26 protein-coding genes, 1 tRNA gene and 1 pseudogene are annotated in these 26,457 nt (G+C 67.6%); 18 read left to right on the top strand and 10 right to left on the bottom strand.

The window, feature by feature from the left end; genetic code table 11:
- Positions 1-17 precede the first annotated feature (17 nt).
- Positions 18-767: an NUDIX hydrolase gene (locus tag ACSHWB_RS21840; RefSeq protein ID WP_439663852.1), complete on the bottom strand. Its 750-nt coding sequence runs from the start codon at positions 765-767 to the stop codon at positions 18-20.
- A gap of 215 nt (positions 768-982) precedes the next feature.
- Between ACSHWB_RS21840 and ACSHWB_RS21835 the strand changes: the two genes are divergently transcribed.
- From ACSHWB_RS21835 to ACSHWB_RS21805, 7 genes are all read left to right on the top strand, one after another.
- Positions 983-2,779, top strand: a complete 1,797-nt coding sequence (locus tag ACSHWB_RS21835; protein WP_439663851.1) for a 5'-methylthioadenosine/S-adenosylhomocysteine nucleosidase family protein — start codon at positions 983-985, stop codon at positions 2,777-2,779.
- Positions 2,780-2,894: 115 nt separating this feature from the next.
- Entirely contained in the window at positions 2,895-3,470 is a 576-nt protein-coding gene (locus ACSHWB_RS21830; RefSeq protein ID WP_439663850.1) for a phosphorylase family protein, read from the top strand.
- Positions 3,471-3,662: 192 nt separating this feature from the next.
- The gene (locus ACSHWB_RS21825; RefSeq protein ID WP_439663849.1) at positions 3,663-5,231 is read left to right on the top strand and encodes a hypothetical protein; all 1,569 of its coding nucleotides are present in this window, start codon (positions 3,663-3,665) and stop codon (positions 5,229-5,231) included.
- A gap of 111 nt (positions 5,232-5,342) precedes the next feature.
- Entirely contained in the window at positions 5,343-5,609 is a 267-nt protein-coding gene (locus tag ACSHWB_RS21820) for a hypothetical protein (protein ID WP_439663848.1), read from the top strand.
- Positions 5,606-7,126 (top strand): thiamine pyrophosphate-dependent enzyme, encoded by a 1,521-nt coding sequence (locus tag ACSHWB_RS21815; RefSeq protein WP_439663847.1) that lies wholly within the window; start codon positions 5,606-5,608, stop codon positions 7,124-7,126. Before ACSHWB_RS21820 ends, ACSHWB_RS21815 begins: the two co-directional genes overlap by 4 nt.
- A 30-nt stretch (positions 7,127-7,156) precedes the next feature.
- Complete coding sequence (locus ACSHWB_RS21810; RefSeq protein WP_439663846.1) at positions 7,157-8,218, top strand: mannose-1-phosphate guanylyltransferase; 1,062 nt, start codon at positions 7,157-7,159, stop codon at positions 8,216-8,218.
- A 53-nt stretch (positions 8,219-8,271) separates the two neighbouring features.
- Positions 8,272-9,078, top strand: a complete 807-nt coding sequence (locus ACSHWB_RS21805; protein ID WP_439663845.1) for a hypothetical protein — start codon at positions 8,272-8,274, stop codon at positions 9,076-9,078.
- Positions 9,079-9,164: 86 nt separating this feature from the next.
- Here the strand turns inward: ACSHWB_RS21805 and ACSHWB_RS21800 are convergent, their stop codons facing one another.
- Positions 9,165-11,006: a DUF1996 domain-containing protein gene (locus tag ACSHWB_RS21800; protein ID WP_439663844.1), complete on the bottom strand. Its 1,842-nt coding sequence runs from the start codon at positions 11,004-11,006 to the stop codon at positions 9,165-9,167.
- 303 nt (positions 11,007-11,309) lie between these two features.
- Entirely contained in the window at positions 11,310-11,759 is a 450-nt protein-coding gene (locus tag ACSHWB_RS21795) for a hypothetical protein (protein ID WP_439663843.1), read from the bottom strand.
- 46 nt (positions 11,760-11,805) lie between these two features.
- On the opposite strand from ACSHWB_RS21795, the gene ACSHWB_RS21790 reads away from it, so the two are divergent.
- The gene (locus ACSHWB_RS21790) at positions 11,806-13,212 is read left to right on the top strand and encodes a PLP-dependent aminotransferase family protein (RefSeq protein WP_439663842.1); all 1,407 of its coding nucleotides are present in this window, start codon (positions 11,806-11,808) and stop codon (positions 13,210-13,212) included.
- 3 nt (positions 13,213-13,215) lie between these two features.
- Here ACSHWB_RS21790 and ACSHWB_RS21785 read toward each other — a convergent pair whose 3' ends face one another.
- Positions 13,216-13,812 (bottom strand): TIGR03086 family metal-binding protein, encoded by a 597-nt coding sequence (locus tag ACSHWB_RS21785; RefSeq protein ID WP_439663841.1) that lies wholly within the window; start codon positions 13,810-13,812, stop codon positions 13,216-13,218.
- Between the two features lie 46 nt (positions 13,813-13,858).
- Here ACSHWB_RS21785 and ACSHWB_RS21780 point away from each other — a divergent pair, with 46 nt between their 5' ends.
- Positions 13,859-14,299 carry a MarR family winged helix-turn-helix transcriptional regulator gene (locus ACSHWB_RS21780; RefSeq protein WP_439663840.1) on the top strand — a complete coding sequence of 147 codons (441 nt, stop codon included), beginning with the start codon at positions 13,859-13,861 and terminating at the stop codon, positions 14,297-14,299.
- A 9-nt stretch (positions 14,300-14,308) separates the two neighbouring features.
- Positions 14,309-15,499, top strand: a complete 1,191-nt coding sequence (locus tag ACSHWB_RS21775) for an amidohydrolase (RefSeq protein WP_439663839.1) — start codon at positions 14,309-14,311, stop codon at positions 15,497-15,499.
- On the opposite strand, the gene ACSHWB_RS21770 is transcribed toward ACSHWB_RS21775, so the two are convergent.
- Positions 15,496-16,122, bottom strand: a complete 627-nt coding sequence (locus ACSHWB_RS21770; RefSeq protein WP_439663838.1) for a TetR/AcrR family transcriptional regulator — start codon at positions 16,120-16,122, stop codon at positions 15,496-15,498. The genes ACSHWB_RS21775 and ACSHWB_RS21770 overlap by 4 nt on opposite strands.
- A 95-nt stretch (positions 16,123-16,217) precedes the next feature.
- Between ACSHWB_RS21770 and ACSHWB_RS21765 the strand changes: the two genes are divergently transcribed.
- On the top strand, positions 16,218-17,798 hold the full coding sequence (locus ACSHWB_RS21765) for a flavin-containing monooxygenase (protein ID WP_439663837.1): 1,581 nt from the start codon (positions 16,218-16,220) through the stop codon (positions 17,796-17,798).
- Here the strand turns inward: ACSHWB_RS21765 and ACSHWB_RS21760 are convergent.
- A pseudogene (locus tag ACSHWB_RS21760) lies at positions 17,753-18,073 on the bottom strand (SRPBCC family protein); the annotation flags it as partial. The gene ACSHWB_RS21765 and the pseudogene ACSHWB_RS21760 overlap by 46 nt on opposite strands.
- A 6-nt stretch (positions 18,074-18,079) precedes the next feature.
- Positions 18,080-18,424, bottom strand: coding sequence for a VOC family protein (locus tag ACSHWB_RS21755; protein ID WP_439663836.1), 345 nt, complete (start codon positions 18,422-18,424; stop codon positions 18,080-18,082).
- Between the two features lie 108 nt (positions 18,425-18,532).
- Here ACSHWB_RS21755 and ACSHWB_RS21750 point away from each other — a divergent pair, with 108 nt between their 5' ends.
- From ACSHWB_RS21750 to ACSHWB_RS21735, 4 genes are all read left to right on the top strand, one after another.
- Positions 18,533-19,384, top strand: a complete 852-nt coding sequence (locus ACSHWB_RS21750) for a helix-turn-helix domain-containing protein (protein ID WP_439663835.1) — start codon at positions 18,533-18,535, stop codon at positions 19,382-19,384.
- A gap of 132 nt (positions 19,385-19,516) precedes the next feature.
- Positions 19,517-21,790 carry a M4 family metallopeptidase gene (locus ACSHWB_RS21745; RefSeq protein WP_439663834.1) on the top strand — a complete coding sequence of 758 codons (2,274 nt, stop codon included), beginning with the start codon at positions 19,517-19,519 and terminating at the stop codon, positions 21,788-21,790.
- A gap of 18 nt (positions 21,791-21,808) precedes the next feature.
- A complete protein-coding gene (locus ACSHWB_RS21740) occupies positions 21,809-22,420 on the top strand; it encodes a lysoplasmalogenase (protein ID WP_439663833.1) in 612 nt (203 codons plus the stop codon).
- 77 nt (positions 22,421-22,497) lie between these two features.
- A tRNA-Lys gene (locus ACSHWB_RS21735) sits at positions 22,498-22,571 on the top strand.
- 333 nt (positions 22,572-22,904) lie between these two features.
- On the opposite strand, the gene ACSHWB_RS21730 is transcribed toward ACSHWB_RS21735, so the two are convergent.
- Positions 22,905-23,462: an ImmA/IrrE family metallo-endopeptidase gene (locus ACSHWB_RS21730; protein ID WP_439664646.1), complete on the bottom strand. Its 558-nt coding sequence runs from the start codon at positions 23,460-23,462 to the stop codon at positions 22,905-22,907.
- A 32-nt stretch (positions 23,463-23,494) separates the two neighbouring features.
- Positions 23,495-23,881 carry a helix-turn-helix domain-containing protein gene (locus ACSHWB_RS21725; protein WP_439663832.1) on the bottom strand — a complete coding sequence of 129 codons (387 nt, stop codon included), beginning with the start codon at positions 23,879-23,881 and terminating at the stop codon, positions 23,495-23,497.
- A 158-nt stretch (positions 23,882-24,039) separates the two neighbouring features.
- Between ACSHWB_RS21725 and ACSHWB_RS21720 the strand changes: the two genes are divergently transcribed.
- Genes ACSHWB_RS21720 through ACSHWB_RS21710 form a run of 3 tightly spaced genes read left to right on the top strand, consistent with a single transcriptional unit; the run spans position 24,040 to position 26,035 of the window.
- Complete coding sequence (locus ACSHWB_RS21720) at positions 24,040-24,315, top strand: multiubiquitin domain-containing protein (protein ID WP_439663831.1); 276 nt, start codon at positions 24,040-24,042, stop codon at positions 24,313-24,315.
- A complete protein-coding gene (locus ACSHWB_RS21715; protein ID WP_439663830.1) occupies positions 24,312-24,695 on the top strand; it encodes a hypothetical protein in 384 nt (127 codons plus the stop codon). The genes ACSHWB_RS21720 and ACSHWB_RS21715 overlap by 4 nt, the downstream gene beginning before the upstream one ends.
- Positions 24,584-26,035: a ThiF family adenylyltransferase gene (locus ACSHWB_RS21710; RefSeq protein WP_439663829.1), complete on the top strand. Its 1,452-nt coding sequence runs from the start codon at positions 24,584-24,586 to the stop codon at positions 26,033-26,035. Before ACSHWB_RS21715 ends, ACSHWB_RS21710 begins: the two co-directional genes overlap by 112 nt.
- A 109-nt stretch (positions 26,036-26,144) precedes the next feature.
- Here ACSHWB_RS21710 and ACSHWB_RS21705 read toward each other — a convergent pair whose 3' ends face one another.
- The gene (locus ACSHWB_RS21705) at positions 26,145-26,438 is read right to left on the bottom strand and encodes a hypothetical protein (protein WP_439663828.1); all 294 of its coding nucleotides are present in this window, start codon (positions 26,436-26,438) and stop codon (positions 26,145-26,147) included.
- Between the last annotated feature and the right edge of the window lie 19 nt (positions 26,439-26,457).

Here is a 26,457-nt window from a genome sequence, read left to right as displayed (position 1 = left end):
GCGTGATAACCTGAGCCTCAAGAGCGAGCAAGGGTGCCGCGCAAAATGGGATTTAGAAGCTCAACGCCCTCGCCCGCTCGGTACAGCTCGGCTGGTCGGCCGCGGTTGCCCTTCGGGTGCCGCGTTCGTCCGGTTGGGACGATGAACTCGCTCGCGTTCTTCACCTTGCGGTGGAAGTTCGCACGGTCCAGGGAGGTGTTCCACACCGCCTCGTACACCTCGCGCAACTCGCCGATGGTGAACTCGGGCAGACAGAAGGCGGTCGCGATGGTCGAGTACTGCAGCTTTCGCTGGGCCTGGCGAATCGCGTCGCGGAGAATCTGGTCGTGATCGAAGGCGAGCGCGACCTTGATGTCGGCTCCGTGAAACACGTTCACCCACGACGCGGATCGAGCGTCTGAGCCGCGGCGAGGCCTGGGGTTCGGCAGATCAGGTGCGATTGCGAGAAACGCGCAGGTGATGACCCTTCCCCTGGGATCACGGTCCACATCGGAGTACGAACCGACCTGTTCGAGCGCGAGCCTCCCCGGATCGAGGCCGGTCTCCTCCTCGAGTTCGCGTTTCGCCGCATCCAGGTTGTTCTCGCCGACGCGCAGAAACCCTCCAGGGAGGGCGAACTGACCCTCAAAAGGATCTTCGCCGCGCACCACCAACGCCACCTTGAGGATGCCGTTTTGAATGGTCAAGATCACCAGATCTGCGGTCACCAGCACCTCGATGGGATCGATCGATCCCATGGGCGTGGATGCGGTCCCTACGTCGGTCACTACTGAACAGTAGCTGAATGTGTCAAGTTGACGCGAAATGAGATGCTGTGCTTTCGTGTCACTGCGACACGAAACCGTTGCCTTCAGAGGGGCTCGACATGGCCCGCACAACACGTCCCGCGTTCGCTGACTGCCGCGAAGCGAGCCATAGGGCGCAATCTGCACCGCTGGGGTCTGCGGCGATCCACGCCTTGCGGCCGAGAGGGGGCGCAGCGTTGATCAGGTCCCGGGCGCCCGTGGCGCTGATCCTCTACGTCGCGGCGCTGGAAGGCCGCCTCGTGTGGCAAGGGCCTCAGGGGTTCGCGTTGCTCGAGCCGCCGATCGCCCGGCCGGAGCCCTGGCGGAACCGTGGCTGGAGTCGGGTTGTGCCGCTGGCGTGGCTGGACCGGAACTGGAGCACTGTGCTCTTCGGACTGCCGGGATTCGCCGCTATGGCCGCTGCGGCAGCTCTGCTTCCGTTCTCCTCGCTTCACCTGGCCGCGTTGCTGTTCACGCTGGCGGGCATGGTGTACGTGGCGGGCCTCATGCTGGTCATGCTGGTGTGGCAACTGTTCTTCGGACGTGATCACAGGCCGGACGAACTCGCGCTGGACTCCGTGGCCGCCGAACGGTGGACCATGCAGTTGTTCCATCAGGAACACCCTCACCGCGTCGACGAACTGCTGGAGCAGGTGCGGACGAGACTGCACCGGCTGGTGACCGAGAAGGTGCGCACCGACGCTGCCGACAGCGGTGGCCAGGTCGGGCCGGTGCGATTGACCACGCCGTTGAACCTCGTGCACTCCGGCGTCACGACGGAGGAAGCCCTGCTGCGGATCGAGGCCGTCCGAGGTGTCGGCCATCCTGGTCTCACGATGCAGGTCTTCGACTCGCGGCCGGAGGACGTGGCCCGCACGCCGACCAAATCACCTGCGTTTTTCCGCTTCTACCTCTTCGCGGTCGTAGTGGTGGTGCTCGGCATCGCCGTCTTGGTGATGTCAGTCGAGCGAGGAGAGTGCGCTCAAGGGTGCGTGCAGGGCTCCATTACCTACGGGCAGGCTCTGGCGTGGGTCGCCTACCAGTTGGTGTGGCGGCAGGCGCCTGGGGTGACCACGGCGAGCGATTTCTCCGTCGTCCTGGGCTGGTTGTTGTCCGCGTTGCTGCCGATGGTGCTGATCGTCGGAGTCGTGGCCTTTCGGGCACAGGCGCGATCCAAGCGCGACGAGGAACGGAAGATCGTCGAGAAGGAAGGACGGATCATGGGCCGCACCAGGGTGTTGGTAGTGACGGTGAACGACACGGAGCGCGACGCGGTACTGGACGCGATCGAGGGGTACACCGGGAGGACTGTCGAACCGAGGTTCGACGGCCCGATCCCGGTGTTCTCGATGGGATCGATCAACGACGCCGAACTCTTCGTCGTGCAGGCGGGTGCCCAGGGCATCACCAACCCGGCGGGCGCGCTCACGTTGACCGCAGAGGCGATCCGGCATGTCGCGCCGCACTACGCGTTGATCGTCGGCGTCTGTTACGGGCTTCGTCCGAAAGAAGGACAGAAGCTGGGCGACGTCCTCGTCTCCGAGCGAATTCGCGATCTGGACCACGGCAAGCTCGTGGAGTTGGAGAAGCAGGTGCGCGAGGTGTCGCGCGGGGAGACCGTCGTAGCGTCGCCGATGTTGCTCGGCTCCGCCCGGCTGGCGCAGCGGGGCTGGGAGCGGCAGAGCGGGATCAAGGTCAGGTTCGGGCCGATGCTCGCCTGGAACAAGTTGATCGAGTCGAAACACGTCATCGAGCAGCTGCGTGCCGACCACCCGGACGCCATTGGCGGTGACATGGAGGGCGCGGGGTTTCAAGCTGCGGCGAGGTTCGCCGACGTTCAGTTCTTGCTGATCAAGAGCATTTGCGATTGGGGCAAGAACATGACCTATCAACATCAGCCGATGGCTGCGAAGAACGCAGCGCAGTTCATGCTGCATCTGGTACGCACCGGAGTGTTGTCTCACACGCCAAAAGAACGCCGCGGTACCGCGTAACCATGCAGTCCTGGCCTGCTCCAGCCACGCGGCGGCGGCCTGCTGCTGACGTAGCTGGTTGTCACGCCGACTCAGCCCAGGCAAAAGCAACGGCCAGGCGGCCGTACCCGACAACGTGGGTGCGACGGCAGTGCCGATGGTCGCGGGCGAGGCGATCCGGTTGCTCAAACCGCACTACGCGATCATCACCGGCATTTGCTACGGACTGTACCCGGACGCCCAGGAGCTCGACGACGTTCTGGTGTACGCGCTGATCCGAGACCTCGACCACGCCAAGTTGATGGAATCCGGAGGCGACGTGATCCGTCGAGACCGCGGCCCGAACGTCGATCCCTCCCCCGTTCTGCAAACGGCCGCGAAGGCCGCCCAGAGCCAATGGCAACAAGAGTCGGAAATGCCCGTGCACTTCGGGAAGATATTGTCCTGGAACAAGCTTCTGAACGCGCGGATCGTGACGGACGAACTCCGGCAGCGGTATCCGTCGGCGATCGGCGGTGACATAGAGGGCATGGGTTTCCACTCCGTCACCCGCTGGGCGGACGTCCTAGGGATCTTGATCAAGGGCATCTGCGACTGGGGCCACGACAAAGCGGACGAGCACCACGCCGTCGCGGCCGCGAACTCGGCCGGCTTCGCCCTGCACCTGGTGAGGATCGGCGGCCTCTCCGGAATCCGGCGGACGTACAGATAGCTACGCCGCTGCCGCGGTCGTAGTTCAGACGAAGAGGAGCCCTGCGGAAACGGAGGCGTCGTGACCACCGAAGCCAACCCCGAACACGGACCTCCCGTGTCGGCCCGGGACGTGAAGATGCTGCGCCACTTCCTCCGGGACGACCTGCGAACACCGCGACCGGTCCAAGGACGCCGGACACTGCCGTCCAGCGTGTCACGACCCGAAATCGTCGAGCGGCTGGCTCCCGGAGCCGACCCAGCGCACCTCCGGGCAGCGCTGGCGACGCACCTCGTCCGATTCCGCACGATGGACAGGCTGAACTCCGAGGACCTGTGGCTCTGGTTGGACGCCACCGGCCTCACTTCCGATCCCGCGCCCGTCACCCAGATCGCCCAGGACACCGGAGTCACCCGTCGAACGGTGGAAAGGCGCTTGGACGCAGTCGATGCGTCCATCGCGCGCATCTTGACGGCGACGCGCCTGCTCGCCCACGACGTCTCGGCCGATCCGTTGGACGCGGTGAACCTGCTCGCCCTGCGGTCAGAAGCTTCGAACGCGGCCGACCCGGGCCGCGACAGCGCCGCCTTGGACGCGTTCACCGCGAGGATACTGCCCCGCGACGCACAGCCTCCGCAGCTGACGAAACCGAATCACTACAAGGATAAGGACAAGCGGTACCGGGACTCCTGGCGAGTTCCGTCCCGGCTGCTCACCATCGCCGCCCGGCCACCGCTGCGGCCTCCTCGCCTCGTCCCGGCCACCAGGCTGTCCCTGACCGACGACCCGCACGACGCGCTGCGCCAGCTCAACCAGGCCTATGCTGCGCGCCGGACCGACCTCTACGAGTTCCTGCTCTCACAGGCAGAACGAGCGATCCCCGATGTTCACGCGGCCGGTCCTCAGACTCGACTGGCCCTGCTGGAGATCGCCCACGTGATCACCCGCGACGCCGAGAACGTCGTAGCGCTGCGGTACGCGCGCGCCTGGGAGCTCGAGGCCGCGGCACTGCCCTCCCCGCACGACCGCGAACTCGCGGTGCTGAAGGCGCGGGCGGGCCAGGCGCACGTCTGCCAGATGTTCGGCTTGCTGGACAGCGCGAACCAGCTCTACCGCAGTGCTGCGGCGATAGCGGCGACCGGCGAGTTCGGACCACACCGACGCGAGGCGATGACCGCACTCCACGACGTTCTCGGTCAGATCGTGTTCACGGAGGCGCTGATCGGGATTCGGCGAGACACGGTGGCGGCGGTCCTCGACCGCATGGCGGCGGTGGCCGACGAGCTCGCCGACGGAGTCGACGTTCCGGGCGGCCCCTACTCGGGGGCACTGGACATCGGCTACACGCTGGCTCGCCGGAGGTTCGAGGCCGAGTTCGCGTTCAGCACCTCGAAGCACACACTGTCCGCTCTACCGGTCGGGCGCGTTCGTGACCTGGCTCTCCACCGCGCTTACGACGCATTTTCCACCCTCTCGGCTGCCCTGCCCTCCACTCACCGGATCCTCGCCGCGGCGGACCTCGGCATGGCCTGGTCGATCAGGGAGCGCGACATGGCCACCGCTCGGACGCACTTCGCGCGATTCGCCCACGTCAGTGAGCACGTCGGCAGCTTCGCCAACCTGAGCTACCGCATGCAGAGCCGAATCCGGTCAGCTTTGGGACTCATGCCGGACCTGACCGAACTCCCCGAGGTTCCTGGACTGACCGGCCCATGGCGCAGTCGTGGGCACGTTCCGCAGATGGCGACGGGCTTGCTGGTGCATCCGCAGCCCGGCGGCTGACGACGTCGTCGCGCGCGCTGTCGCACTTTCGCGAAGTTCGTTCCGGACGTTGGTGATCACACCCGACCGCACTCGACCATGAACGCACCGGTCCTCACCCCATAGGAGCACATGATGCAGAAACGGGTGTTCGACGCCCTGCGGAACCCGCAGGGCCGCAGGAGCATCGAGGCGTGCATAACCGCGGCGGTGACCACCGCTCTGGCCGTGTTGTCGCTGATGGACGACCTCGTGAGCGACAACGTGCGCTGGGCGGCCGTGCTGGCTTGCCTGGCCGTGCTCGTCCAACACGTCACACGACCGATCCGTTCCGAAGAGGCGCAGAACCTGCCCCACACGTCTCAAGCCGTTCCCACGGAGCCAGGAGACCAGCGATGATCGCGCCCACCAACGCGTGCACACGGAGGAACACCTGCCGGGACCTGGCAAGAGCAATAGCGGAGACGTTCTCCGTGATCGGCGGTGTCACAGGCAAGCCGGTGACCCACCTGCTCGACCAGCTCTACCGTGACATCCCCAACTTCACCTGGGCGTTCAACGAAAAGGTCGCCGTGGAAAGCGCGGTCGGCGCCTCGTTCGCCGGCGCACGCAGCTGCGTGATCATGAAGCACAACGGACTGGGCTTCGCACTCGACACCCTGGCCAACGCCGGGGTGCACACCATCGGCGCGGCCTTGGTGATCGTGACCGGCGACGACCCCGACGCCGCGAACTCGACGTGCGTGCTGGACAGCCGCGAACTCGCAGCCCTCGCGCGGGTTCCGATTCTGGAACCCGTCTCCGCCGGCGACTGCGCAACGACGGTACAAATGGCGGTGACGTTGTCCGAGCGGTCGAAGACGCCGGTCCTGATCCGCGTGACGCCCCGCTTGCACCAAGCTTGTGATGGCGACGCCCTGCCTGCGCGCTTGCAGATCGCAAACCCGCGAACGGCGCAGTACCGAACGCACGATCGAGCTGCCATCGCGCACCGGCTCACCAAACTCGGACGGGTGCAGTGGCAACGCCTGATCACACTGCCGTCGGTCGCCGAGATCTCGGCGGGACTGAGCGTTGAAGCGCGCTGCGGGTGTGACGGCCGCGGAGCTGCTGTAGTCGCTGTCGGAGCTGTCGCGGAGTGCCTGCCTGAAGACGTCCGGTGCGCGATCACACTCCGCATGTGCTGGCCGGTACCGGATGCCGTCACCACTTTCGCGCTCGCCCACAACCGAGTCGTGGTCGCCGAGGAATCCAGTCCCCAGGTGGAAAGGTTCCTCGTCGAGCGCGTACGAGGCGAGGCCGAGATCATCGGACGGTGCTCGGGCCATCTTCCGCCCGAGGGCTCCCTGTCCGCGGAGTCGCTCGCGAAGGCGCTGACGTCGCCGGAACCCGGCACTTGGCAGACGACGCAGCCGAAAACCGCCGCTGCCGCGGCTCCTGGTAGGTACGGCGTGCTCTTCGACGCTGTGGCGCGACTCCGCAGGGCAGGTGCTTTTGTCGCGGCGGACGTCGGGTCCTCGGTACGGCTGTGCTATCCGCCCTACGAAGGCGCGGAGGTGGCGCTGTGCCTCGGTTCAGCGGCCGCCGTCGCTTCCGGCGCCGCTCGTACCGGCTTGCGTGCCGTCGGCGTAATCGGGGACTACGCGTTGCTGCACAGCGGCTTACAGTCCGTGCTCGAGATTGTGAACGGCCGACTTCCCGTGCTCACGGTCGTACTCGCGAACGGCCTGCAGGCGCAGACCGGCGGACAACCCGTGCCCGAGGCTGACCTGCCCGCGCTGCTGACCGCCTGCGGGATCGAACGCGTCGACAGCTGGGCGCTCGACGATCTCGACGTCAGCGCGACCTTCAAGCGCCTCTGCGCCCTCCTGCGCGGACCACTGCCGGCCGTAGCGATCGTCCACGCGGACAGCTAAACCGAACCAACTCCCTGAATACGAGGTGCCATGAACACTCCCAGCGCACATGTGGTCGTCCTCGCCGGAGGCAGTGGGACGCGGCTGTGGCCCGCGAGCAGGCATGACAGGCCGAAGTTCCTGCTCGACCTAGGAACGGGTGAACCACTTCTGGAGTCCGCGATCCGTCGGGCGTTGTCGCTCACCTCGCCCGACCACGTCCACGTCGTCACCGGTGCCGGCCACGAGGCTCAGACACGGGCCATGGCCAAGCGGCTCGGCGTCACCTCAGTCATCACGGAGCCCTCGGCCAGGGACACCGCACCAGCACTTTGCCTCGCAACGATTCTGATCGCGCAGGCGGAACCGGAAGCAGTGATCATCAGTACCCCGGCTGATCACGTAATCGAGACGGACGACGATCGTTGGAACGACACCATGTCCACCATGCTCGCAGTCGCGCGCGGCGGGGACGTCGCCTGCATGGGGATACCGGCGACGCGTCCCGACACCGCTTACGGCTACATCCAGGCGCCCGGCTCGGAAAACGGCCCGACACGAGTCACCTCGTTCAAGGAAAAACCAGACCTCGCCACCGCGCAGAACTACCTGAGTGCAGGCGACTACCTCTGGAACAGCGCGATCATGTCCTGGTCAGCGCAGTCGTTCCTCCAGCAGATGGCGATCCACGCGCCGACAGTGCTGTCCGGTGTCCAGGAGGCGATGGCGGTATCCGATCAGATCGACTCCGACGCGTGGGCACGTGTCCCGCGCATCGCCGTCGACTACGCCCTGCTCGAACCAGCCGCCGCGGCAGGTGGGGTCGTGGTCGTGCGTGGATCCTTCGACTGGGAAGACTTCGGCACGTGGGACGCGTGGGCCAACCGGACACAAGCCGAGTTGCATCCGCATTTGATGACGGTCCAAGCAGAAGGCTCCGTGCTGCACGCTGACCCTGCGGTCAGCGGGAGGCGCTACACGATCTTCGGGCTCCAGGACGTGATCGTGGTCGACACCGGGGACGCCGTCCTCATCACCAGCCGCGAGCACAGCGCGAACCTGAAAGAACTGGTCGCGCGAATCAGTGACCACGGCTGGGGCGACCTGCTGTGAACGCTCGCGGACGACAGTGCCGCCGATCGTTCCTCGGTCTAGCGGCGGGAGTGGTGACCTCCACTTTGGTGAAGGTTCACCCCGCTCCCGATGTTATGCCGGCGCTGGAGGATGCCGAGCAACTGTTGTCCAGGTCCCTCGCCGAACAAGCAAGGCGACGCCTGTCAGTTTACGGCGCGGTCGACGTGTCCGGCGATCCGTCGACCGCGGCCCGCTGGCTCCACGCGATGGGCGTCGCTCTCCGGGACACGGGCAACTCCGACAAGGCGCTGCACTACTTCGGGCAACTGCGCGACCTGGCCATCGCGACGGGCGCGACGGGCATGTCGGAATGGGCCACGATGAACATGATCGTGAGTCTGATGAATGCCGGGCGGTGGCGGATCGCGGACACCCTCCTGGCACGCTCACGTTCAGCGGTCCGCGTTCTGGACGATCCCTCCTTTCGGGTCGAGACGTTGTTCTGGACTGCCAGAGTCCTCGAAGCACGCGGAGCGAGCAGAGCCGCCTTGGACCTCGCTCGTCGCCGGCTTCTTCCAGCGTCCACAGCGGTCGAACACCGCGACCTGCGGATCGCACGCCACGCTTTCGTCGCACGCTTGGCGCTCAACCAGCGCACCATCGACTGGGATCAAGCACACCGCGCGCTGGCCGAGGCCTGGAGACTCCTCGAACCGGAGACCTGTGCTTTGCGCACGGGCCAAGTGCTGGTGGCACAAGCACTTTACGATCTGAGGCGAGGAGCACGCGACGAGGCCGAACGGTGGCTCGACGAAGCGCAGGCGGTCTTCGCCGTCGGCGGGCTCGTAACGCCGCACGCAACATCGCTTAACAACGAACTACGATTGATCAGCGGATGAGCGCGACTTGTCAACGCCAAAAAAAGGGGGAGTCTTCGCAGACGTGAGGTCTGCGAAGACTCCCCGGTGGTGGGGTCAGGCGACGGTCAGGAGCACTTCCGCCCGTCGTTCACGCACTTCACGATCTTCGCCATCGTCTGGTCGGAGTTCACGTTGGCGAAGTCGTTGTGGTCGGAGAACGGGTTGTGGTTCTCCTCCGGGAACGCGTCGAGCTGGTACTGCCCCTTCTGCTGGATGTCGCGGGCGATGTTGTAGGAGATGCTGATCCGCAGCTGCGGGATCGCCTTGAAGCCCTGCGGGCACGCGCCGGTCTGCTTGTCGGCGAACCGGACGTGGTCGCGGTGGTTGGCGCTGTCCGCGTTCTTGCCGTCCCAGCAACCCGCGAAGTCGTGCACGCGCATGACCTTGCTGCCGTTCGGGCAGACCACGTACTTGTCGGACAGCCGGTCCTCGAACCCGCTGCAGGTCCACGTGGCGCGGGCGTTGGCGGGGCCGCGGCTGGTCGGCTTGGCGTCGCCGACGACCATCTTCAGGAACTTCGGCATGCCCGTGACCTTGCTGGCCGCGTTGCCGCGGTACTCGATCTTCACCTCGGCCGGGCGGACGATCTTGCCGTTGTTGCCGACGAGCTCCAGGTTCTTGCCGGTGGGAGCGGCCAGGGGCGGCGCGGCGACGGTCGTCGTGGTCGGGGCGGCGGTCGTGGTGGTGGCACCGCCGTTGTTGTTGCCCCCGTTGTTGTTGTTGCCGTTGTTGTTGCCGCCGTTGTTGTTGCCGCCGTTGTTCTCCTCGCCCTCGCCGCCCTCTTCGCCGCCCTCGTTGAGGCCGCACTTCGCGAGGCGCTCGAGCCCCTGCGGCTTCTCGGCGTTGCGGCCGATCGCGATGGCGATGCGGTCGAGGGTCGCGACCCGCTTGTCCTTCAGCGGCCCGAGGATGGCGTTGTCGATGAAGTTCGCGCCGCCCTGCCCCTTGGTCTTCACCAGGCGCTGGTTGGCTTCGGCGATCTGCTTGTCCAGCAGGTCGAGGTTGTTGTCGACCTCGTCCAGGGCCTGGTCGGGCACGCCTGGCAGCGCTTCGCGGACCGACGGGCACTTGATCGTCGGCGTGGCGGCGTCCTGCTCGGCGCCGTTCTGCTCGGGCTGCTGCTGGAGAACGCCGTCGGCGGCGAACTTGCGCGGCTTCGGCGTGTGGCTGCCGTGACCGCCGCCGCCGTGGCCGTGGCCCCAGCGCAGGTCGCAGTCGGCGAGCGGCGTCAGGTTCGGCTTGCGCGCGGAGCGGCTCAGGGCGTTCGCGATGCGTTCGAGGGTCGCGACGCGCTTGCTGCGCAGCGGGCCGAGAACCGTGTTGTTGACGAAGTTCGGGTCGCCGGGGTTCTGGGCGCTGGCCACCCGGTCGTTGGCCTCCCTGAGCTGCTGGGCGAGCTGCTGGAGGTTCCGGATGATCTCGTCGCGCACCCGCTGCGGAACGGCCGGCAGGCGCTGGGCGACGCCCGGACACGCGACCTCGCCGGGGCCGTTCTCCTTGATCTTGTCAGGGGTGGAGCCGACGTCCTGCGGGTTGGCCTTGGTGTTGATGCGCACGACCGGCCAGAAGTAGGACGAGCGGTCGCCGTTGCGACAGGTCGTCTCCGCGTCCACCAGGCTCTCGTCGGTCGACTCCGCGCTGATCGACTGGTTGCCCACGAAGTCGTGGACGTGCTGCGCGCCGTGCTTCAGCCCCGGCTGGGCGACCGGGTTGTCGGCGCTGAACTTGCCGGTCTCGTTCGTGCCGCAGTCGACCCGGAAGACGCCCGCGGCGCCGTTCTTGCCGACCTTGGGCTCGACGACGTTCTTGTTCACCTTCTCGATGGGCACGAACGCGGCGAGCGGCGCCGGCTCACCGTCCTTGGCGGCCAAGGCCACGGTGGCGGTACCCGCAGCGACCACAGCCACTGCCGACAAAGATGCGATCAGGCGAAACTTCCGTCTGTCCGTCACGCGGTGGGTCATGCGTACTCCTCGTTCGTGCGGCGCATGAACGGGAGTACGTACGGAGGGGTTCATCGGCTCAACCGAATTGTTACCCTACGGCCACAAGGCCTAACGAGGGTCGGCGATCGCCACGGTCCCCGGCGTCGTGCTCCACCACCGATCCGGCCTGTCACCTGGGAAGATGCCCGCGTGGGACGCGACCCGTCCGCTGTCACGAATGAGAGCGCTCTTCCGTCTTGACTGGTGAAGGTCCCCCGGCGTTCCTCAGCGACGGGCAGGGACCACCAGGACGATCGACGTGACCACGAGCAGCCCCAGCGACACGGCGTTCAGCACCTGGTCGCGTGGTTCGTACATGTGGAGCATCGTGAGGTGGTAGATCAGGTGCAGGGTGTTGAAGACCAGCAACGCGGCGCCCGCGAGTGGCACGACCGCCGGCTTCCTCACGTTCGCCAGTGCGACCAGGGCCAGCACGGTGAACGCGAGGTACGCGGCGCCGACGTCCTTGGCGAAGTGCTCGTTGTACGGCCCGAGCTGCGGCAGCCACCTCAGCCCGAGCCCGGGGAACGTGTCGTACCAGGTCTTCGGGGCGAAGTAGGCGAAGACGCCGACGTAGGCCGAGGTGAGGCCGATGAACGCCAGGCAGATCCGGTCGAGCAGGAGTTTCGTCGTGCGTGGCGGAGCAAGCCGTTCGGTGCCAGCGGGTTGAGCCATGCGTCCACAGTAGATTCGGTCCGGCACAAGGGCTTGGTCCAGTTCGATGACTGACGCGAGTACCACTTCCGGGCCGGTGCCCGGTCTGGACCTGCACCTCGAACGGCACGGCGCGGGGGTGCGGGAGGGGCTGCTCGAAGCCTTCCGGGAGGCGATCCGGTCCGGCCGGCTGGCACCGGGCACGCGGCTGCCGTCCAGCCGGGCCCTGAGCAGCGACATCGGGGTGGCCCGCAACACGGTCGTGCAGGTCTACGCCGAACTGACCGCGGAGGGCCGCCTGGTCTCCCGGCAGGGTTCGGGCACCGAGGTCGCGCCGCGCTCCGACGCGCTGTCCGCGACTCCCGGCGGGTGGCGGCACCCTCGGCGGCCACCGCGGCTGGTCCACGACCTGCGCCCCGGCCGGCCGGACCTGTCCTCGTTCCCCCGCAACGAGTGGCTGCGCGCGTTGCGGCGCGCACTGCAGACCGCGCCGGACGAGGCGCTCGGGTACGGCGACGTGCACGGACTCCCCGTGCTGCGCGAGGCGGTCGCCACCTACCTCGCCAGGGCCCGCGGCGTGCACACCCGGCCGGACAACGTGATCGTGAGCAGCGGAACGGCACAGGGACTCGCGCTGCTCGCCGGCGCGTTGCACAAGCTCGGCGTGCGCACGGCCGCGGTGGAGGAGTTCGGGCTGCCGATGCACACCCGGTTGCTGGAGTCCGCCGGTATGGAGGTCGTGCCGCTGCCGCTGGACGAGCACGGAGCCCAGGTCGCCGCCCTCGACCAACGGCCGGAGGTCGGCATGGTGCTGCTGACGCCGTCCCACCAGTTCCCCACCGGCGTCGCCCTGCACCCGGACCGGCGGGTGGCGGTCGTCGACTGGGCACGGCGGACCGGCGGCCTCGTCGTCGAGGACGACTACGACGGCGAGTTCCGCTACGACCGCACGCCCGTCGGCGCTCTCCAGGGCACGGACCCGGACCACGTCATCTACCTGGGCAGCACGAGCAAGTCGCTCGCTCCGGGGCTGCGGCTGGGCTGGATCGTGGTGCCGGACCACCTGGTCGACGTCGTCGCCGGGGAGAAGGGTGAGGTGGAGGTGTTCTGCGGGTTCTCCGACCAGCTCGCGATGGCGGAGTTCATCGAGTCCGGTGCGTACGACCGGCACATCCGCACCATGCGCCAGCGGTACCGGCGCCGCAGGGACCAACTGGTCACGGCGCTGGCGGGACACGCCACCAGGATCACCGGGATGGCAGCGGGTCTGCACGTCCTCGCCGAGCTGCCAGACGGCGAGGAAAGCGTTGTGTCGCAAGGATCGGCGTGGCAGGGGCTCGCGACCAAAGGACTCGCGGACTTCCGGCACCCTGACGCGGCGCCGGGCAAGGACGCGTTGGTGATCGGGTACGCCACGCCGTCACCGAGCGCGTGGAACGGGGCGCTGCGGGCGTTGGCCCAGCTGCTGCCCTGAGCCTCACCGCTCCGGACTCCAGTCGGGCGAACGCCCCAGCGTCGCGAGGATCCGGCGCAGCGGGTCGGCACCGCCCGCGTCCACCGCCGGCCCGAACGGTGCGTCCGGCTCCAGCCTGCCCGCCCCGTCCGGGACCATCAGCGCGATCGCCAGCGCGGGCTCGGCCAGTTCCGGGGCCAGGCGGTAGTCGAGCCCGAGCGACCGCGCGACGTCCCAGCCGTGCACCACGTAGTCGATCAGGTGGAAGCCGATCGCCTGCTCGGCGGGGAAACTGGCACCGAACTCCGGTAGCTCGAACATCCGTTGCGGCACTTCGGGTTCCGCGAAGACGGTGAGCAGGTCCTCGGCCGCCTCGACGTACTCGGCGACCGGGTGGGAGCCGAGGGGCCGGACCTCCCACGCCGCGAGGTCGCCTCCCTTGCCGCAGGCCGCGGCCGCGAAGCCGTGGTGCTGGGCGGTCATGTGGGCCAGCAGCCCGGAGACCGTCCATTCCGAACAGGGTGTGGGCCTGCCCAGGTCCGCGACCGAGACCCGCTCCACGACGTCGATGCTGGTCCGCACGGCGGTGCGGTGGAGGGCGAGCAGATTATTAATAAGCACGTGCTTACGATAAGCATGTGCTTATGATCGACGCAAGGTCGGTATCATGTGGGACGTGGATGGCCGGCGACGTGACCTCGCGGCGATGATCGCGCCGCTGCAACGAGCGCTGGTCGCCGCCGAGCAACCGGTGCTGCGCGCGCACAGCCTGAGCATGTGGAGTTACGTCGTGCTCGACGCGCTCGAAGGCCAGCCGGTGCGCACCCAGGCCGCGCTCGCCGAGTTCATCGGCGCGGACAAGAGCCGGATCATCGGCGTGCTGGACGGACTGGAGAACGACGGCCTGCTGGAACGCACCCGCGACCCTGCGGATCGGCGCGCCCGGCTCGTCACCATCACCGCCGAGGGCCGTCGCCGGCACGCCGCGGCCCAGGCCGAGATCCAGCGCGGCGAGGAACGCCTGCTCGCCCAACTGCCCCCGGCCGACCGGGAGGCGTTGCTGCGTTCACTGGCCGCGCTCGTCGACGCGTTGCCGAAGCTCGACTGAGGAGTCACAGTGCCCGACCTGCACGCGCTCTACCGCGATCTGCACCAGCACCCGGAGCTGTCGCTGCAGGAGGTCCGCACGGCCGGTCTACTGGCGGACGCGTTGCGGCCGTTGGGGTACGAGGTCACCACCGAGGTCGGCGGCACGGGCGTGGTCGGCGTGCTGCGCAACGGCGACGGCCCGGTCGTGATGCTCAGGGCGGACATCGACGCGTTGCCCGTGCAGGAGACGACGGGGCTGCCGTACGCGTCAACGGCCCGTGCGACCAATTCGGACGGTGAGGACGTGCATGTCGCGCACGCGTGCGGGCACGACATGCACGCGACGTGCCTGATCGGGGCGGCCGAACGGCTGGCGCAGACTCGCGAGGAGTGGTCCGGGACGCTGCTCGTGGTGTTCCAGCCGGCCGAGGAACTGGGTCGTGGCGCGCGGGACATGGTCGCCGACGGCCTGTTCGAACGGTTCGGCAAGCCGGAAGTCGTGCTGGCGCAACACGTCAGCCCGTTGCCCGCCGGGATGATCGCGCACGGCAGCGGTCCGCTGATGGCGGCCTCCGACTCGGTCCGCGTCACGTTGTTCGGACGCGGCGGCCACGGTTCGGCGCCGGAGATCGCGGTCGACCCGGTGCTGATGGCCGCGCACACCGTCGTGCGGCTACAAGGGATCGTCGCGCGCGAGATCGCCCCGTCCGAACGTGCCGTCGTCACGGTCGGACGGTTGCAGGCGGGTACCAAGGAGAACGTCATCCCGGAGACGGCCGAGATCGGCGTCAACATCCGGACGTTCAACGAGCACATCCGCGGCATCGTCCGCGCCGCCGTCGAACGGATCGTGCGCGCCGAGGCCCAGGCGTCGGGAGCACCGCGCGAGCCCGAGTTCGACTGGTACGACGGCACTCCCGTGCTCGTGTCCGATCCGGACGCGACCGCGAGGACGGTGGCCGCGTTCACCGAGCACTTCGGCGCACAGAACCTGATCCCCGGTGCGGTCGTCAACGCGAGCGAGGACGTCGGCGTGTTCGGCACGGCCGCGGGTGTGCCGACCGTGTTCTGGTTCCTCGGCGGCACCGACTTCAGCACCCGCGAACCCGGCCGGCCCGTCGCGATGAACCACTCCCCCGAGTTCGCGCCGGACATCGAGCCGACGCTGTCCACCGGTGTCGACGCGCTGGTCGTCGCCGCGCGGGCGTGGCTCGGCTAGCGTGCGGCGATGCCGTCGTACATGACTCGGCGCAGCGCTTCACTTTGCGCGGCTTGGGCTTCCGGCGTGCGCAGCGATGAGATCGCGGTGCCGAGGATCATGCCGTTGATCGCCCTGGCCGTGTTCTCGACGTCGAGGTCGGCGCGCAGGTAGCCCAGCTCGACGCCGTGTGCGAGGTACGCGGACGTCAGCGCGGCGGCCAGGTCGAACAGGTCGAGGATCCGTTCGGCCATGGCTCGGTCGATGCCGGGGGCCTCGAACAGCAGCAGGCGCGGCACTCGGGGGTCCTCGCCGAAGATCCGGCCGAGCGACTCGCCGATGCGCGCGGACTGTTCGCGGTACTCGGCCAGCGTCGACACCGCGTCCGGCGCGTTCTCCGCCGTGAGCGCGCCCGTGATGCGTCCGACCAGGTCGTCGACCACGTGGTCGACGATGTCCCGCTTGTTCTCGAAGTAGCGGTAGAACGTGCCGTGCCCGATGCCCAGGCGCGTGGCCACGTCCGCGATGCCGGTGGCGTGGTAGCCGCGTTCGGCGAAGCAGTCGAAGGCCGCGTCGATGATCTCGCGGCGCAGCTCCTGCTTCTTGCGCTCGGCTCGGCTGACGGGCTCGGCACTGGACGTCATGACCTCAAGTCTATGACCTGCGGCGTCTTGCGATCACCTCGGAACTGACATACGGTTCCGAAACTGACACGCGATTCCGTTTCAGGGAGGCCGGGATGAGCCAGCGGTACGACGCGGTGATCGTCGGAGCGGGGTTCGGCGGCATGGGCGCGGCGATCGAGCTCAAACGGCTCGGGCTGCACGACCTGCTGATCCTGGAGCGGGAGGACGACCTCGGCGGCACCTGGCACGTGAACCGCTATCCGGGGCTGGCCGTCGACATCCCGTCCTCGACCTACTCCTACTCGTTCGAGCCGAACCCGCACTGGTCGCGGCTGTTCGCGCCGGGTGCCGAGCTCAAGCGGTACGCCGAGCACGTGGCCGTGAAGTACGGGCTGCGGCCGTTGATGCGCTTCGGGGTGACGGTGACCGGCGCCCGCTGGCGGGACGACCACTGGGAGGTGACCGCGGGAGAGGAGTCCTTCACCGCGCGGTACCTGGTGACCGCCACGGGGTTCCTGTCGATGCCGAAGAAGCCGGACATCGCGGGCATCGAGTCGTTCCAGGGGAAAGTGCTCCACACCGCGGCCTGGGAACCCGCCGATCTGACCGGCAAGAGGGTGGCGGTCATCGGCACGGGCGCCACCGCGGTGCAGCTGATCCCCGAACTCGCGCGGCAGGCCTCCGCGCTGACCGTCTTCCAGCGCACGCCGATCTGGGTCAGCCCCAAGCCCGACTACGCGGTTCCCCGCCCGGTCAGGAAGCTGTTCGCGCGGCTGCCGTTCGCGCAACGGGCGGTGCGGTGGCTGGGCAGTTCGGTGCTCGAGCTGATGATGATCTCGGGAGTGGTGCGCTACAAGCAGTTGCGGGTCGTGAACCGGCTGGCCGAACGGTGGTGCCTCGCGCACCTGCACCGGCAGGTCCGCGATCCCGCGCTGCGCCGCCGGCTCACGCCCGACTACTCGTTCGGCTGCAAGCGGCCCACGTTCTCCAACGACTACTTCCGCACCTTCACCCGGCCGCACGTCACGCTGGAGACGTCGGCGATCGAACGGATCGACGCCTCCGGAGTCGTCACGGCCGATGGGCGCACCGAGATCGACGTCCTCGTGCTGGCCACGGGGTTCAACCTCTGGGACACCAACTTCCCCGCGTTCGAGGTGGTCGGGCGCGACGGCAGGGACCTGGGCGCGTGGTGGCGGCAGAACCGGTTCCAGGCCTACGAGGGCGTGACCGTGCCGGGCTTCCCGAACTACCTGTCGCTCAACAGTCCCTACTCCTACAGCGGACTGTCGTACTTCACGACGATCGAGTGCCAGATGACGCACATGCGGCGTCTGTTCACCGCGATGCACGCACGTGGTTCGTCGGTCTTCGAGGTCACCCGGCAGGCCAACGACGAGTTCCTGCGACGGATGCGCGCCAAGGTCACGCAGAACACGGTGTTCTCACTCGGCCAGTGCGCCACCGCGCACAGCTACTACTTCAACCAGCACGGTGAAGCGACGTTGCTACGGCCGACCTCGACCGTGAGCGCACACCGCGCGGCGCGCAGCTTTCCTTTGTCGCACTACGACTTCTCGAACGTCCGCTTGATGACCTCCAAGCCGCGCGACATCGAGTCGGCCATGGGCTCGGCCAGCCGGTCGGGCAGCACGTCGCGGGTCCACACCAGCCGGCAACGCCCCTCGTCGTAGGGGAAGGCCTGCATGGACGCGTTGTCGTGGACCGGTTCCACGGAGCCGCCGACGATCGAGTAGGCGATCCGGCGCGCCTGGTCGTCGACACCGATGCGCCGTTCGTTGACCACGACGCCGTCGGCGAACGTGACGGTGCGGAGGTCGCCTTCGGACCGGGTGTCCACCACGAGTCCGGGCGCCATCCGCGACGGGCCGGTGGCGAACTCGCCGATCACCTTCCACACGTCGTCGGCGCTGGAGTCGATGACGATCTCCCTGATGATGGAGGCCATGGCGCGTCACCCTGCCAGACAGAGCAGGTGGCCCTGCGGGTCGGCCAGCACGGTCCACTGGCCGTCGCCGGGCTGGAACTCCGGTTTGGTGGCACCGAGTTCGAGCAGTTGCTTCACCGCGAGCGCGACGTCGGCGACCTGGAAGTCCAGGTGCGCCTGCTTGTCCGAACCGGGCCACTGAGGTGGCTGGTAGTCCGGCACGCGGACGAACGCGAGCTGGACGCCGCTCTCGCCCAGGTAGGCGGAGTCGTCGCTGGAGGTGATCGTCCACCCGGTGACCGCGCGGTAGAACTCGGCCAGCGGGCCGGGTTCCGCGCAGTCGAGGACGATCGTGGTGAGCTGGGCGAGCATGTTCTTTCTCCTTCTGGGTCGGCGGGCACCAGCCTGCGCCGCGACCACCCCTGGGTCTTGAACATCCTTGCGCCGAAAATTGTCAGACCCCCTCCCTAGCCTGAACAGGTGCTCTCCTTCAGCGCTCTCGCCTCCCGTCCGGAGTTCAGCGCGTCCGCGGTGGACTGCCGCGAGGACCACCGCGGCTGGTCCGCCGAGCAGCCGCGCGCGGACGTGCGGCTCGTGCTCGTGCGCAGCGGTGGGTTCCGTCGCCGTGTCCGGGGCGTGTGCACGGACCTGGATCGCACGGTCGGTTATCTCGGCTTACCCGATGAGGAGGAGCACTTCTCGCACCCCACGGGTGGGGACGTGTGCACGTCGATCAGCCTGCGGCCCGATCTCTGGCGCTCCCTGGCGGGGGACGCGGCGAGGGTGGCCGGATCGGCGCTGTACGTGGACGGCGGGCTCGATCTCGCGCATCGCCGGTTCGTCACGGCCGTCCGCGACGACGGGAGCGAGGAGCTGGTCCGGCTGGTGGGCCTGGCCGTCCGGCAGCTGGTCACCACGCCTGTTCCCGACGGCGGTGGTGAGGAAGCGTTGGTGGCGAAGGCTCGCGGGGTGATCGGTGACGACCATCCGGCGGCTTCGGGGCTGATTCCGCTGGCCGCGTTTCTGGGCGTCTCGCCGTATCGGCTGAGTCGCGCCTTCAGCCGTTCGCTGGGAGTCTCGCTGACCCGCTACCGCAACGGGGTGCGCGTCTCCCGTGCGCTGGACCGCCTGGAGGAAGGGGAACCCAGCCTCGCCGTGCTCGCCGCCGACCTCGGGTTCGCCGACCAGGCACACCTGTCCCGCACAGTGCGCGAACACCTCGGACACACGCCAACCGCTCTGCGCCGACTTCTCCGGGCAAATCGAACATCGGGCGCGACAAAGGAATACCCGGCCGCAAGTCCTACAAATGCGCACGAATTATCGGTGTGAATAAGTTAGTACTTGTTGACGATCGCCGTTGAACTCATTCTTTCCCTGCTCCGCCATCACATTCACCTCGACGAACACCCGGCTCCCCCTGCAACCGAGGGCCGGTCTGTTCGCCCTGCAACGAGGAGAAAAATGCAAGCGAGACGCACACTCGTGCTGGCCGCGGCAGGTTCACTGGTCGCGGCCGTTCTCACCCAGACCGGCGCGCAGACCGCCGTCGCCCAACCTTCTCAGACCGCCGAGGCACTGGCCGTGGACGCGGCCGCCAGCCTCGTCGCGAGCCGCCCGGCACAGCTGCACGCCGGGTCGAACGACGAGTTCGTCCGTCACGGCGTCATCTCGTCGACGAACGGCCTCAAGTACGTCCCGTACGACCGGACCTACAAGGGGATCCCGGTCGTGGGCGGCGACTTCGTCGTCGTCACGAACTCGACCGGCCAGGTCCTGCAGACCTCCGTCAGCCAGAACGCCCCGATCGACCTCGCCGTCACCACGCCCTCCGTCACCAAGGCGCAGGCCGAGGCCACCGCGCGGACCACGATGTCCACTGTGGACGGCGTGGGCACCGCGGAACAGGTCGTGTACGCGCTCGACTCCGCGCCGGCGCTGGCGTGGAAGGTCACGGTCACCGGCCGCGACGCCGAGGGCCCGAGCAAGCTCGACGTGGTCGTGGACGCCGCCACCGGCAAGGTGCTGCGCAAGCAGGAACGCGTCATGCACGGCACCGGCACCAGCGGCTGGAACGGCCCGAACCCCGTCACCATCGCCACCACGCAGTCCGGTTCGAACTACTCGCTCAAGGACCCGACGCTGACCAACGTCAGCTGCCAGGACGCGGCGAACAACACCACGTTCACCAAGACCACCGACACGTGGGGCAACGGCACCCAGACCAACCGCGAGACCGGCTGCGTCGACGTGCTGTTCGCGGCGCAGACCGAGGCGAAGATGCTCTCGCAGTGGCTGGGCCGCAACGGTTTCGACGGCAACGGCGGCGGCTGGCCGATGCGCGTCGGCCTGAACGACCAGAACGCCTACTACGACGGCAGCCAGGTCCAGATCGGAAAGAACTCCGCGGGCCAGTGGATCGGCTCGATCGACGTCGTCGCGCACGAACTGGGTCACGGCATCGACGACCACACGCCGGGCGGCATCTCCGGCGCGGGCACCCAGGAGTTCGTCGCGGACGTCTTCGGCGCCACCACCGAGTGGTTCGCGAACGAGCCGTCGCCCTACGACACCCCGGACTTCCTCGTCGGCGAGACGATCAACCTCGTCGGCCGCGGCCCGATCCGCAACATGTACAACCCGTCCGCGCTGAACCACGCGAACTGCTACTCCAGCTCGATCCCGAACACCGAGGTCCACGCGGCCGCCGGCCCCGGCAACCACTGGTTCTACCTGCTCTCCCAGGGCACGAACCCGGCCAACGGCCAGCCGACCAGCACCACGTGCAACAACACGACGATCACCGGCCTGGGCGTCGAGAAGGCCATCAAGATCTTCTACAACGCCATGCTGCTCAAGACCTCCAGCAGCTCGTACCTGAAGTACCGCACGTGGACGCTGACCGCCGCGAAGAACCTCTACCCCGGTAGCTGCGCGGAGTTCAACACGGTCAAGGCGGCCTGGGACGCGATCAGCGTGCCCGCCCAGTCGGCCGACCCGACCTGCAGCGCCACCGGCACCGTGACGATCGGCAACCCCGGCAACCAGTCGAGCACCATCGGCACCGCGGTGAGCCTGCCGCTGTCGGCGAGCGGCGGCACCGCGCCGTACAGCTGGTCCGCCACCGGCCTGCCCGCGGGCCTGTCCATCAACGCGAGCACCGGCACCATCTCCGGCACCCCGACCACCGCGGCCACCTCGAACGTCACGGTGACCGCGACGGACAGCGCCTCCAAGAGCGGCACCGCGTCGTTCAGCTGGACCGTCGGCACCACCGGTGGCAACTGCTCGGGCCAGAAGCTCGCCAACCCTGGCTTCGAGTCCGGCACGGGCTCCTGGACCGCGAGCTCGGGCGTCATCGGCCAGCACAGCGCGGACGGCGAACCCGCCCGCACCGGCACCTGGTCGTCCTGGCTGAACGGCTACGGCTCCTCGCACACCGACACGCTGTCCCAGTCGGTGACGATCCCCGCCGGCTGCAAGGCATCCCTGACGTTCTACGTCCACATCGACACCAAGGAGACCGGCAGCACCGTCTACGACAAGCTGACCGTCGCGGCAGGCACCACCACCCTCGCCACTCTCTCGAACACGAACGCGGCCGCGGGCTACGTCCTCAAGACGTTCGACGTCTCCGCGTTCGCAGGCCAGACGGTGACCATCAAGTTCACCGGCGTGGAAGACGCTTCGCTGCAGACGTCGTTCGTGATCGACGACACGGCGGTGACGCTGAGCTGAGGCTCTTAGTCTGAGCCGATGAAGAAGCAGGCGTACGCGGTTGCCGCGATCGTGGACTCGATCGCGGCAACCGTGCGCGGCGCCCACCCCGCGCGCACTGTGACGAAGACCGCACTGATGCCCGCGCTCGCCGTGGCCACCCCACCCCGCGACCCCGGCATGGCACTCGGCCTGGCCGGCTCCTGGGCAGGCGACATCGCGCTGCTCGGCGACTCGGACCGCGCCTTCCGAACAGGACTCTTCAGCTTCCTGGCGGCCCACATCGGCTACACCGCGGCCCTCGCCCGCCGCTCCTCACCGGGCACGCGCAAAGCCGTCGCCCCGATCGTCGCCGCGTCGGCCGCAGGAGCACTCGCGTTCGCCAAAGCAGCAGGCCCGCTGGGCAAACCGGTAGGCCTCTACGCCCTCACGCTCGGCACGATGGTCGCCGCCGCCTCCACGGCCAGAGGCACCGGCGCACGACGAATTTTTGGTGGTGCGGCACTGTTCGCGGTGTCGGACGCCCTGCTCGGCGCGAGCCGGTTCGTCCTCAAGGGACGCGCGGCACGGGTGGCCTCGGCGGGCGTCATGCCGACCTACGCGGCGGCCCAGTGGCTCCTGCACTCGGGGTTCGAGACGTCCAACGGGTGACCCGCGTGAAAACCCGTTGGAAGCACTGTGCTAACGTTCTTGTCGTCGGAACGAGCAAGCCTTCGGCACACAAACAAGCGCCGCTAGCTCAGTTGGTTAGAGCAGCTGACTCTTAATCAGCGGGTCCGGGGTTCGAGTCCCTGGCGGCGTACTCCAGAGAAGCAGGCAGAGATTCGTCTCTGCCTGCTTCTCTGCATTTCGGGGTTCATCTTCATCCTCCGTTTCTGCGTTGTGGATCATGGTTTGCGAGCCTGAGACATCCCTGGAATTAAGGGATCAGGCCCTGGCGCGGCGGTGTTATGACCCCAGGCGGTGGCCTCGTCGTAGGTCGCGTGGTGGCGAGACAGCCGTGGAGGATGCCGACGAGACGGTTGCTGACGTGTCTCAGGGCGACGTCGCGCGGGAGCCCGCGTGCGCGTTGACGGTCGTAGTAGCCCGCGCTCCAGGCAAGCCTGACAGCGCGGCCATCGCAGCGATGGGGTGACTAACCCGCCTTACCTCTCGTGCCCTTCTTAGCCCGAATGTTTCGAGCCACAACACGAGCTCCGGACATCCTCATCTGGGCAAACTGCTCACTCACCCCATATGTCTGCGCCACCTGCGCGTTCGTCATGTCGGCGAGGGCTGCTTCGACGGCGCCCTTCCACGGCACCAGTAGCTCGCCGGACACGAAGGTCGCCTGCTTCTCCTTCTCCCGGTCGAACCGGCGGCATCCCTCCGCGGTCAGAAGCACCTCGTCGAAGACGTGCTCGAGCAGGAAGTGGCCGAGTTCATGGGCGATGCTCGACCGGCGCCTGACAGGCGCGTGGGACGTGTTCTCGATGATCAACCGCCGATGCCCGACCGGCACCAGCGCAGCGGACCAGGTATCTGTGCGCCTCGCGGTGAAGTGGCGAACAGCGCGCTCGGCGCCCTCGCAGTCGGGCAGCTCGTCGACGGGGTAGACGCGAATCCCGTGCGTCTTGGCCAACAGATACGGATCGAGCGGCTGATCCCAGGTAAGACCGAGTTCAGCCCGCTCCTCTGCGGCCACCTCCCGCATCTTCGCCTGGGTCCAGCGGCAGCTCATGAGTGTCAGCCCTTCCTCGCAGCCCGTTCGGCGGCAAATCTCCGCACCGCGGAGCCGATGATCTCCTCGAGATGCTCGACGTCTTCCTTCTTCAGATCGCTGCGCGCCCGAAGCAGCGGCGCCAGCTCCGCGAGCAGCGGCGGCTCCTCGTCAGTCCTGACCGCGAGATCGTCCTCGTCCACCATGAACTTCTCGGCGGGCACTCCGAGCCACGTCACCATCGCCGCGAAGGCGTTCACGTCGGGCTTTGCGTCGTCGTTCGCCAACCGGGACATCGTTGACGGGCTCACGCCGAGTTCCTTGGCCAGCTGCCGCCAGGACATGCCTTTGCTCTCTCTCGCGGCATCCAACGCCGCGTGCAGGCGACTCACGTCGACCGTCATCCGTGCCATGCACACCCCTCACTGGTTCGTGTCGCGTTTCTACCACCACTCGACTTGTCGAGCACGTGTGCTACCGTTCAACCTAGTGTTCGACTTCTCAAACACTGACAGCAAGTCGGGACACTCGTTTGGAGCATCCCGGCACAGCACCAATGAGGAGGACGACGATGTCCACCGCCACTGAACACACGGACCACGGAGCCCACGGGCACCCGGTCAAGATCCAGGTCACCGTCAACAACCAGTCGGTGACGCTCACCGAGCACCGGATGACGGGCCTCGAGATCAAGCAAGCGGCCAAGAATCAGGGAGCCGCGGTCGAAGTCGACTTCCAGCTCTCCGTGAGGCACGGCAACCGCTACGAGGTCGTCGGCGACGACGACACGATCGCCGTCCACACGGGGCAGGTGTTCCTCGCCGTCGCCCCCGACGACAACTCGTGACGCCCCTGACCCCGGCGGTCACTGAGGCCGTCGCCGCCGTCCGGGAACACTTCACCGGTCACCCGGTCGAGGTCACCCCGGACGGCGCCGGCGGCGCCGTCGTCATCGTCAGCGACGTGGACTTCGGGGACCGCTACACCCCGCGCACCACCTGGCTCGGGTTCCTGATCGACGCGGCCTGCCCGCACAGCGACATCTACCCCTTCTACTGCGGCCGGATCGCCCGAGTCGACGGCAACGCATACGGCGACGGTGTCCAGCCCCTCGAGTGGCAGAACCGACCCGCACTCCAACTCTCCCGTCGATCGAACCGGCGCAACGGCTTCGACAACGCCGTCCTGAAAGCAGAGAGGGTGATCCAATGGTTCGCCACCAAGTGAATCCACCAGCTGACGGATGGAGCCTCGCGCTCCCGCCACGCATGTGGGCAGAACTTTCGGAGCACCTCTTCCTGGACGGTGACGAGCACGGCGCGGTGATCCTCGCGGGAATCGCCGACGGGCCTCGTGGGCCTCGCCTGCTTGGACGGGAACTCCTCATCGCCACCGACGGGGTGGACTATGTCGCGGGTACTTTCGGGTACCGCGCGTTGTCGCCTGAGTTCGTACGGGACGCAGCGGTCCGTGCCGCGGACGAGCAACTGGCTTATCTCGCGGTGCACAACCACTTCGGCTCCACCAGCGTCGGGTTCTCCCCTGTCGACTTCGCCAGCCACGAACGCGGCTATCCCGCTCTGCGGCAGATCACCGGGCAAGTTGTCGGCGCTGTCGTGTTCACACCACAAGCGGCGGCAGGCGACCTCTGGCTCCGCGACGGTGCCCGTGCAGAGCTGGCCGAAGTGATCGTTCCGGGCAACAACCTCATACGTCTGCGGCCACGGCTCGCCCCGGCAACAGTCTCCGACCTCCGCTACGACCGGCAAGCCCGGTTGTTCGGCGACCAAGGCCAGGAAACCTTCAACCGTCTGCGCGTTGCCGTCGTCGGACTGGGTGGCGTCGGCAGCATGCTCGTCGAGTTCCTGTCCCGCCTAGGAGTCGGGCACCTGGTGCTGATCGACGACGAGAAGGTCGAGGAGACGAACCTGTCGCGACTGATCGCCGCCGAACAAACCGACGTGGGCAAACTCAAGACCGACCTCGCCAGCCGCAACGCGCTCCGAGCGAACCCGGAGATCACTCTCGAACCGATCGCGGAACGCGTTGAGCACCCGACCGCGCGGCAAGCGCTCGCCAGTTGCGACTGGATCTTCCTGGCCGCCGACACCGACGCGGCGCGCCACTGGGTGAACGAGACCGTCCACCGCTACCTCATCCCCGCCACCCAGGCAGGCGTGAAGGTCCCTGTAGGAGCTGACGGCACCATCGGGCAGATCCACGCGGCCACGCGGCTGCTCGTACCAGGAAAGACCTGCATGTGGTGCGACGGGCTCATCAACTCGACCAACCTCGCGATCGACATGCACCCTGGCGAAGAACGCCGGCTAGCGCGCTACCTCGACGAGGTTCCCGCGCCCAGCGTCATCGCTCTCAACTCCGTCGCCGTCGCCGAGGCCGTCAACCATTTCATGCTCGCGGTCACCGCGCTGCACGAAGACGACACCGACACCGCTTCCATACTCCACCGGCCGCGGAGCCGCGATCGCGCCCTGGTCGTCTCCCGACAGGATCCGACGTGCAGCGCCTGCGGTCTCAACGGGCCGCTCGGGCGCGGTGACAGCTGACCAACGGCCTCGTCCATCTAGTTCTTCTGGTGCTGCAGAGATACAGGTCGAGATTCGTCTAGACCTGCATCTCTGCATTTCCGCCTCAGGCCGCCAGCGCACTACCGACTTAAGCTGGGTGCGCGCTGTGTCCGTCTGCCGCCGATCCAGTTGCTCCAACGATCCACTGCGCCGCTTCACGGGCGATGTAGCCCGCGCCGACAACGACCGCGAATGCCGTGGGTAGGTCCATCCCGATCGCAACCTCTACAACAACCACACCGAGGACGACGAGCCACACAATGACCCGCTGTCCAGCCTTGAGGATTCGGCGCGTCAGGTCGAAGAGCAAACAGAGCCACAGACGCATCTGCTCACCACTCAGACAGCCGAACTCGGCCGCCTTTCTCCACAGGTACAACACTTCCCGCTCCTTAGATGCA

Origin of the sequence: Lentzea sp. HUAS TT2 (assembly GCF_051853195.1) — a bacterium.
GTDB lineage: Bacteria > Actinomycetota > Actinomycetes > Mycobacteriales > Pseudonocardiaceae > Lentzea.
This window is presented reverse-complemented; position numbering and strand designations above follow the sequence as displayed.

Excerpts from the sequence above, each read along its gene's own strand:
- ACSHWB_RS21820 (WP_439663848.1), top strand. The coding sequence starts at position 5,343 with ATGATGCAGAAACGGGTGTTCGACGCCCTGCGGAACCCGCAGGGCCGC.
- ACSHWB_RS21815 (WP_439663847.1), top strand. The coding sequence starts at position 5,606 with ATGATCGCGCCCACCAACGCGTGCACACGGAGGAACACCTGCCGGGAC.
- ACSHWB_RS21810 (WP_439663846.1), top strand. The coding sequence starts at position 7,157 with ATGAACACTCCCAGCGCACATGTGGTCGTCCTCGCCGGAGGCAGTGGG.
- ACSHWB_RS21795 (WP_439663843.1), bottom strand. The coding sequence starts at position 11,759 with ATGGCTCAACCCGCTGGCACCGAACGGCTTGCTCCGCCACGCACGACG.
- ACSHWB_RS21790 (WP_439663842.1), top strand. The coding sequence starts at position 11,806 with ATGACTGACGCGAGTACCACTTCCGGGCCGGTGCCCGGTCTGGACCTG.
- ACSHWB_RS21780 (WP_439663840.1), top strand. The coding sequence starts at position 13,859 with ATGTGGGACGTGGATGGCCGGCGACGTGACCTCGCGGCGATGATCGCG.
- ACSHWB_RS21770 (WP_439663838.1), bottom strand. The coding sequence starts at position 16,122 with ATGACGTCCAGTGCCGAGCCCGTCAGCCGAGCCGAGCGCAAGAAGCAG.
- ACSHWB_RS21765 (WP_439663837.1), top strand. The coding sequence starts at position 16,218 with ATGAGCCAGCGGTACGACGCGGTGATCGTCGGAGCGGGGTTCGGCGGC.
- ACSHWB_RS21755 (WP_439663836.1), bottom strand. The coding sequence starts at position 18,424 with ATGCTCGCCCAGCTCACCACGATCGTCCTCGACTGCGCGGAACCCGGC.
- ACSHWB_RS21745 (WP_439663834.1), top strand. The coding sequence starts at position 19,517 with ATGCAAGCGAGACGCACACTCGTGCTGGCCGCGGCAGGTTCACTGGTC.
- ACSHWB_RS21740 (WP_439663833.1), top strand. The coding sequence starts at position 21,809 with ATGAAGAAGCAGGCGTACGCGGTTGCCGCGATCGTGGACTCGATCGCG.
- ACSHWB_RS21730 (WP_439664646.1), bottom strand. The coding sequence starts at position 23,462 with ATGCGGGAGGTGGCCGCAGAGGAGCGGGCTGAACTCGGTCTTACCTGG.
- ACSHWB_RS21725 (WP_439663832.1), bottom strand. The coding sequence starts at position 23,881 with ATGGCACGGATGACGGTCGACGTGAGTCGCCTGCACGCGGCGTTGGAT.
- ACSHWB_RS21720 (WP_439663831.1), top strand. The coding sequence starts at position 24,040 with ATGTCCACCGCCACTGAACACACGGACCACGGAGCCCACGGGCACCCG.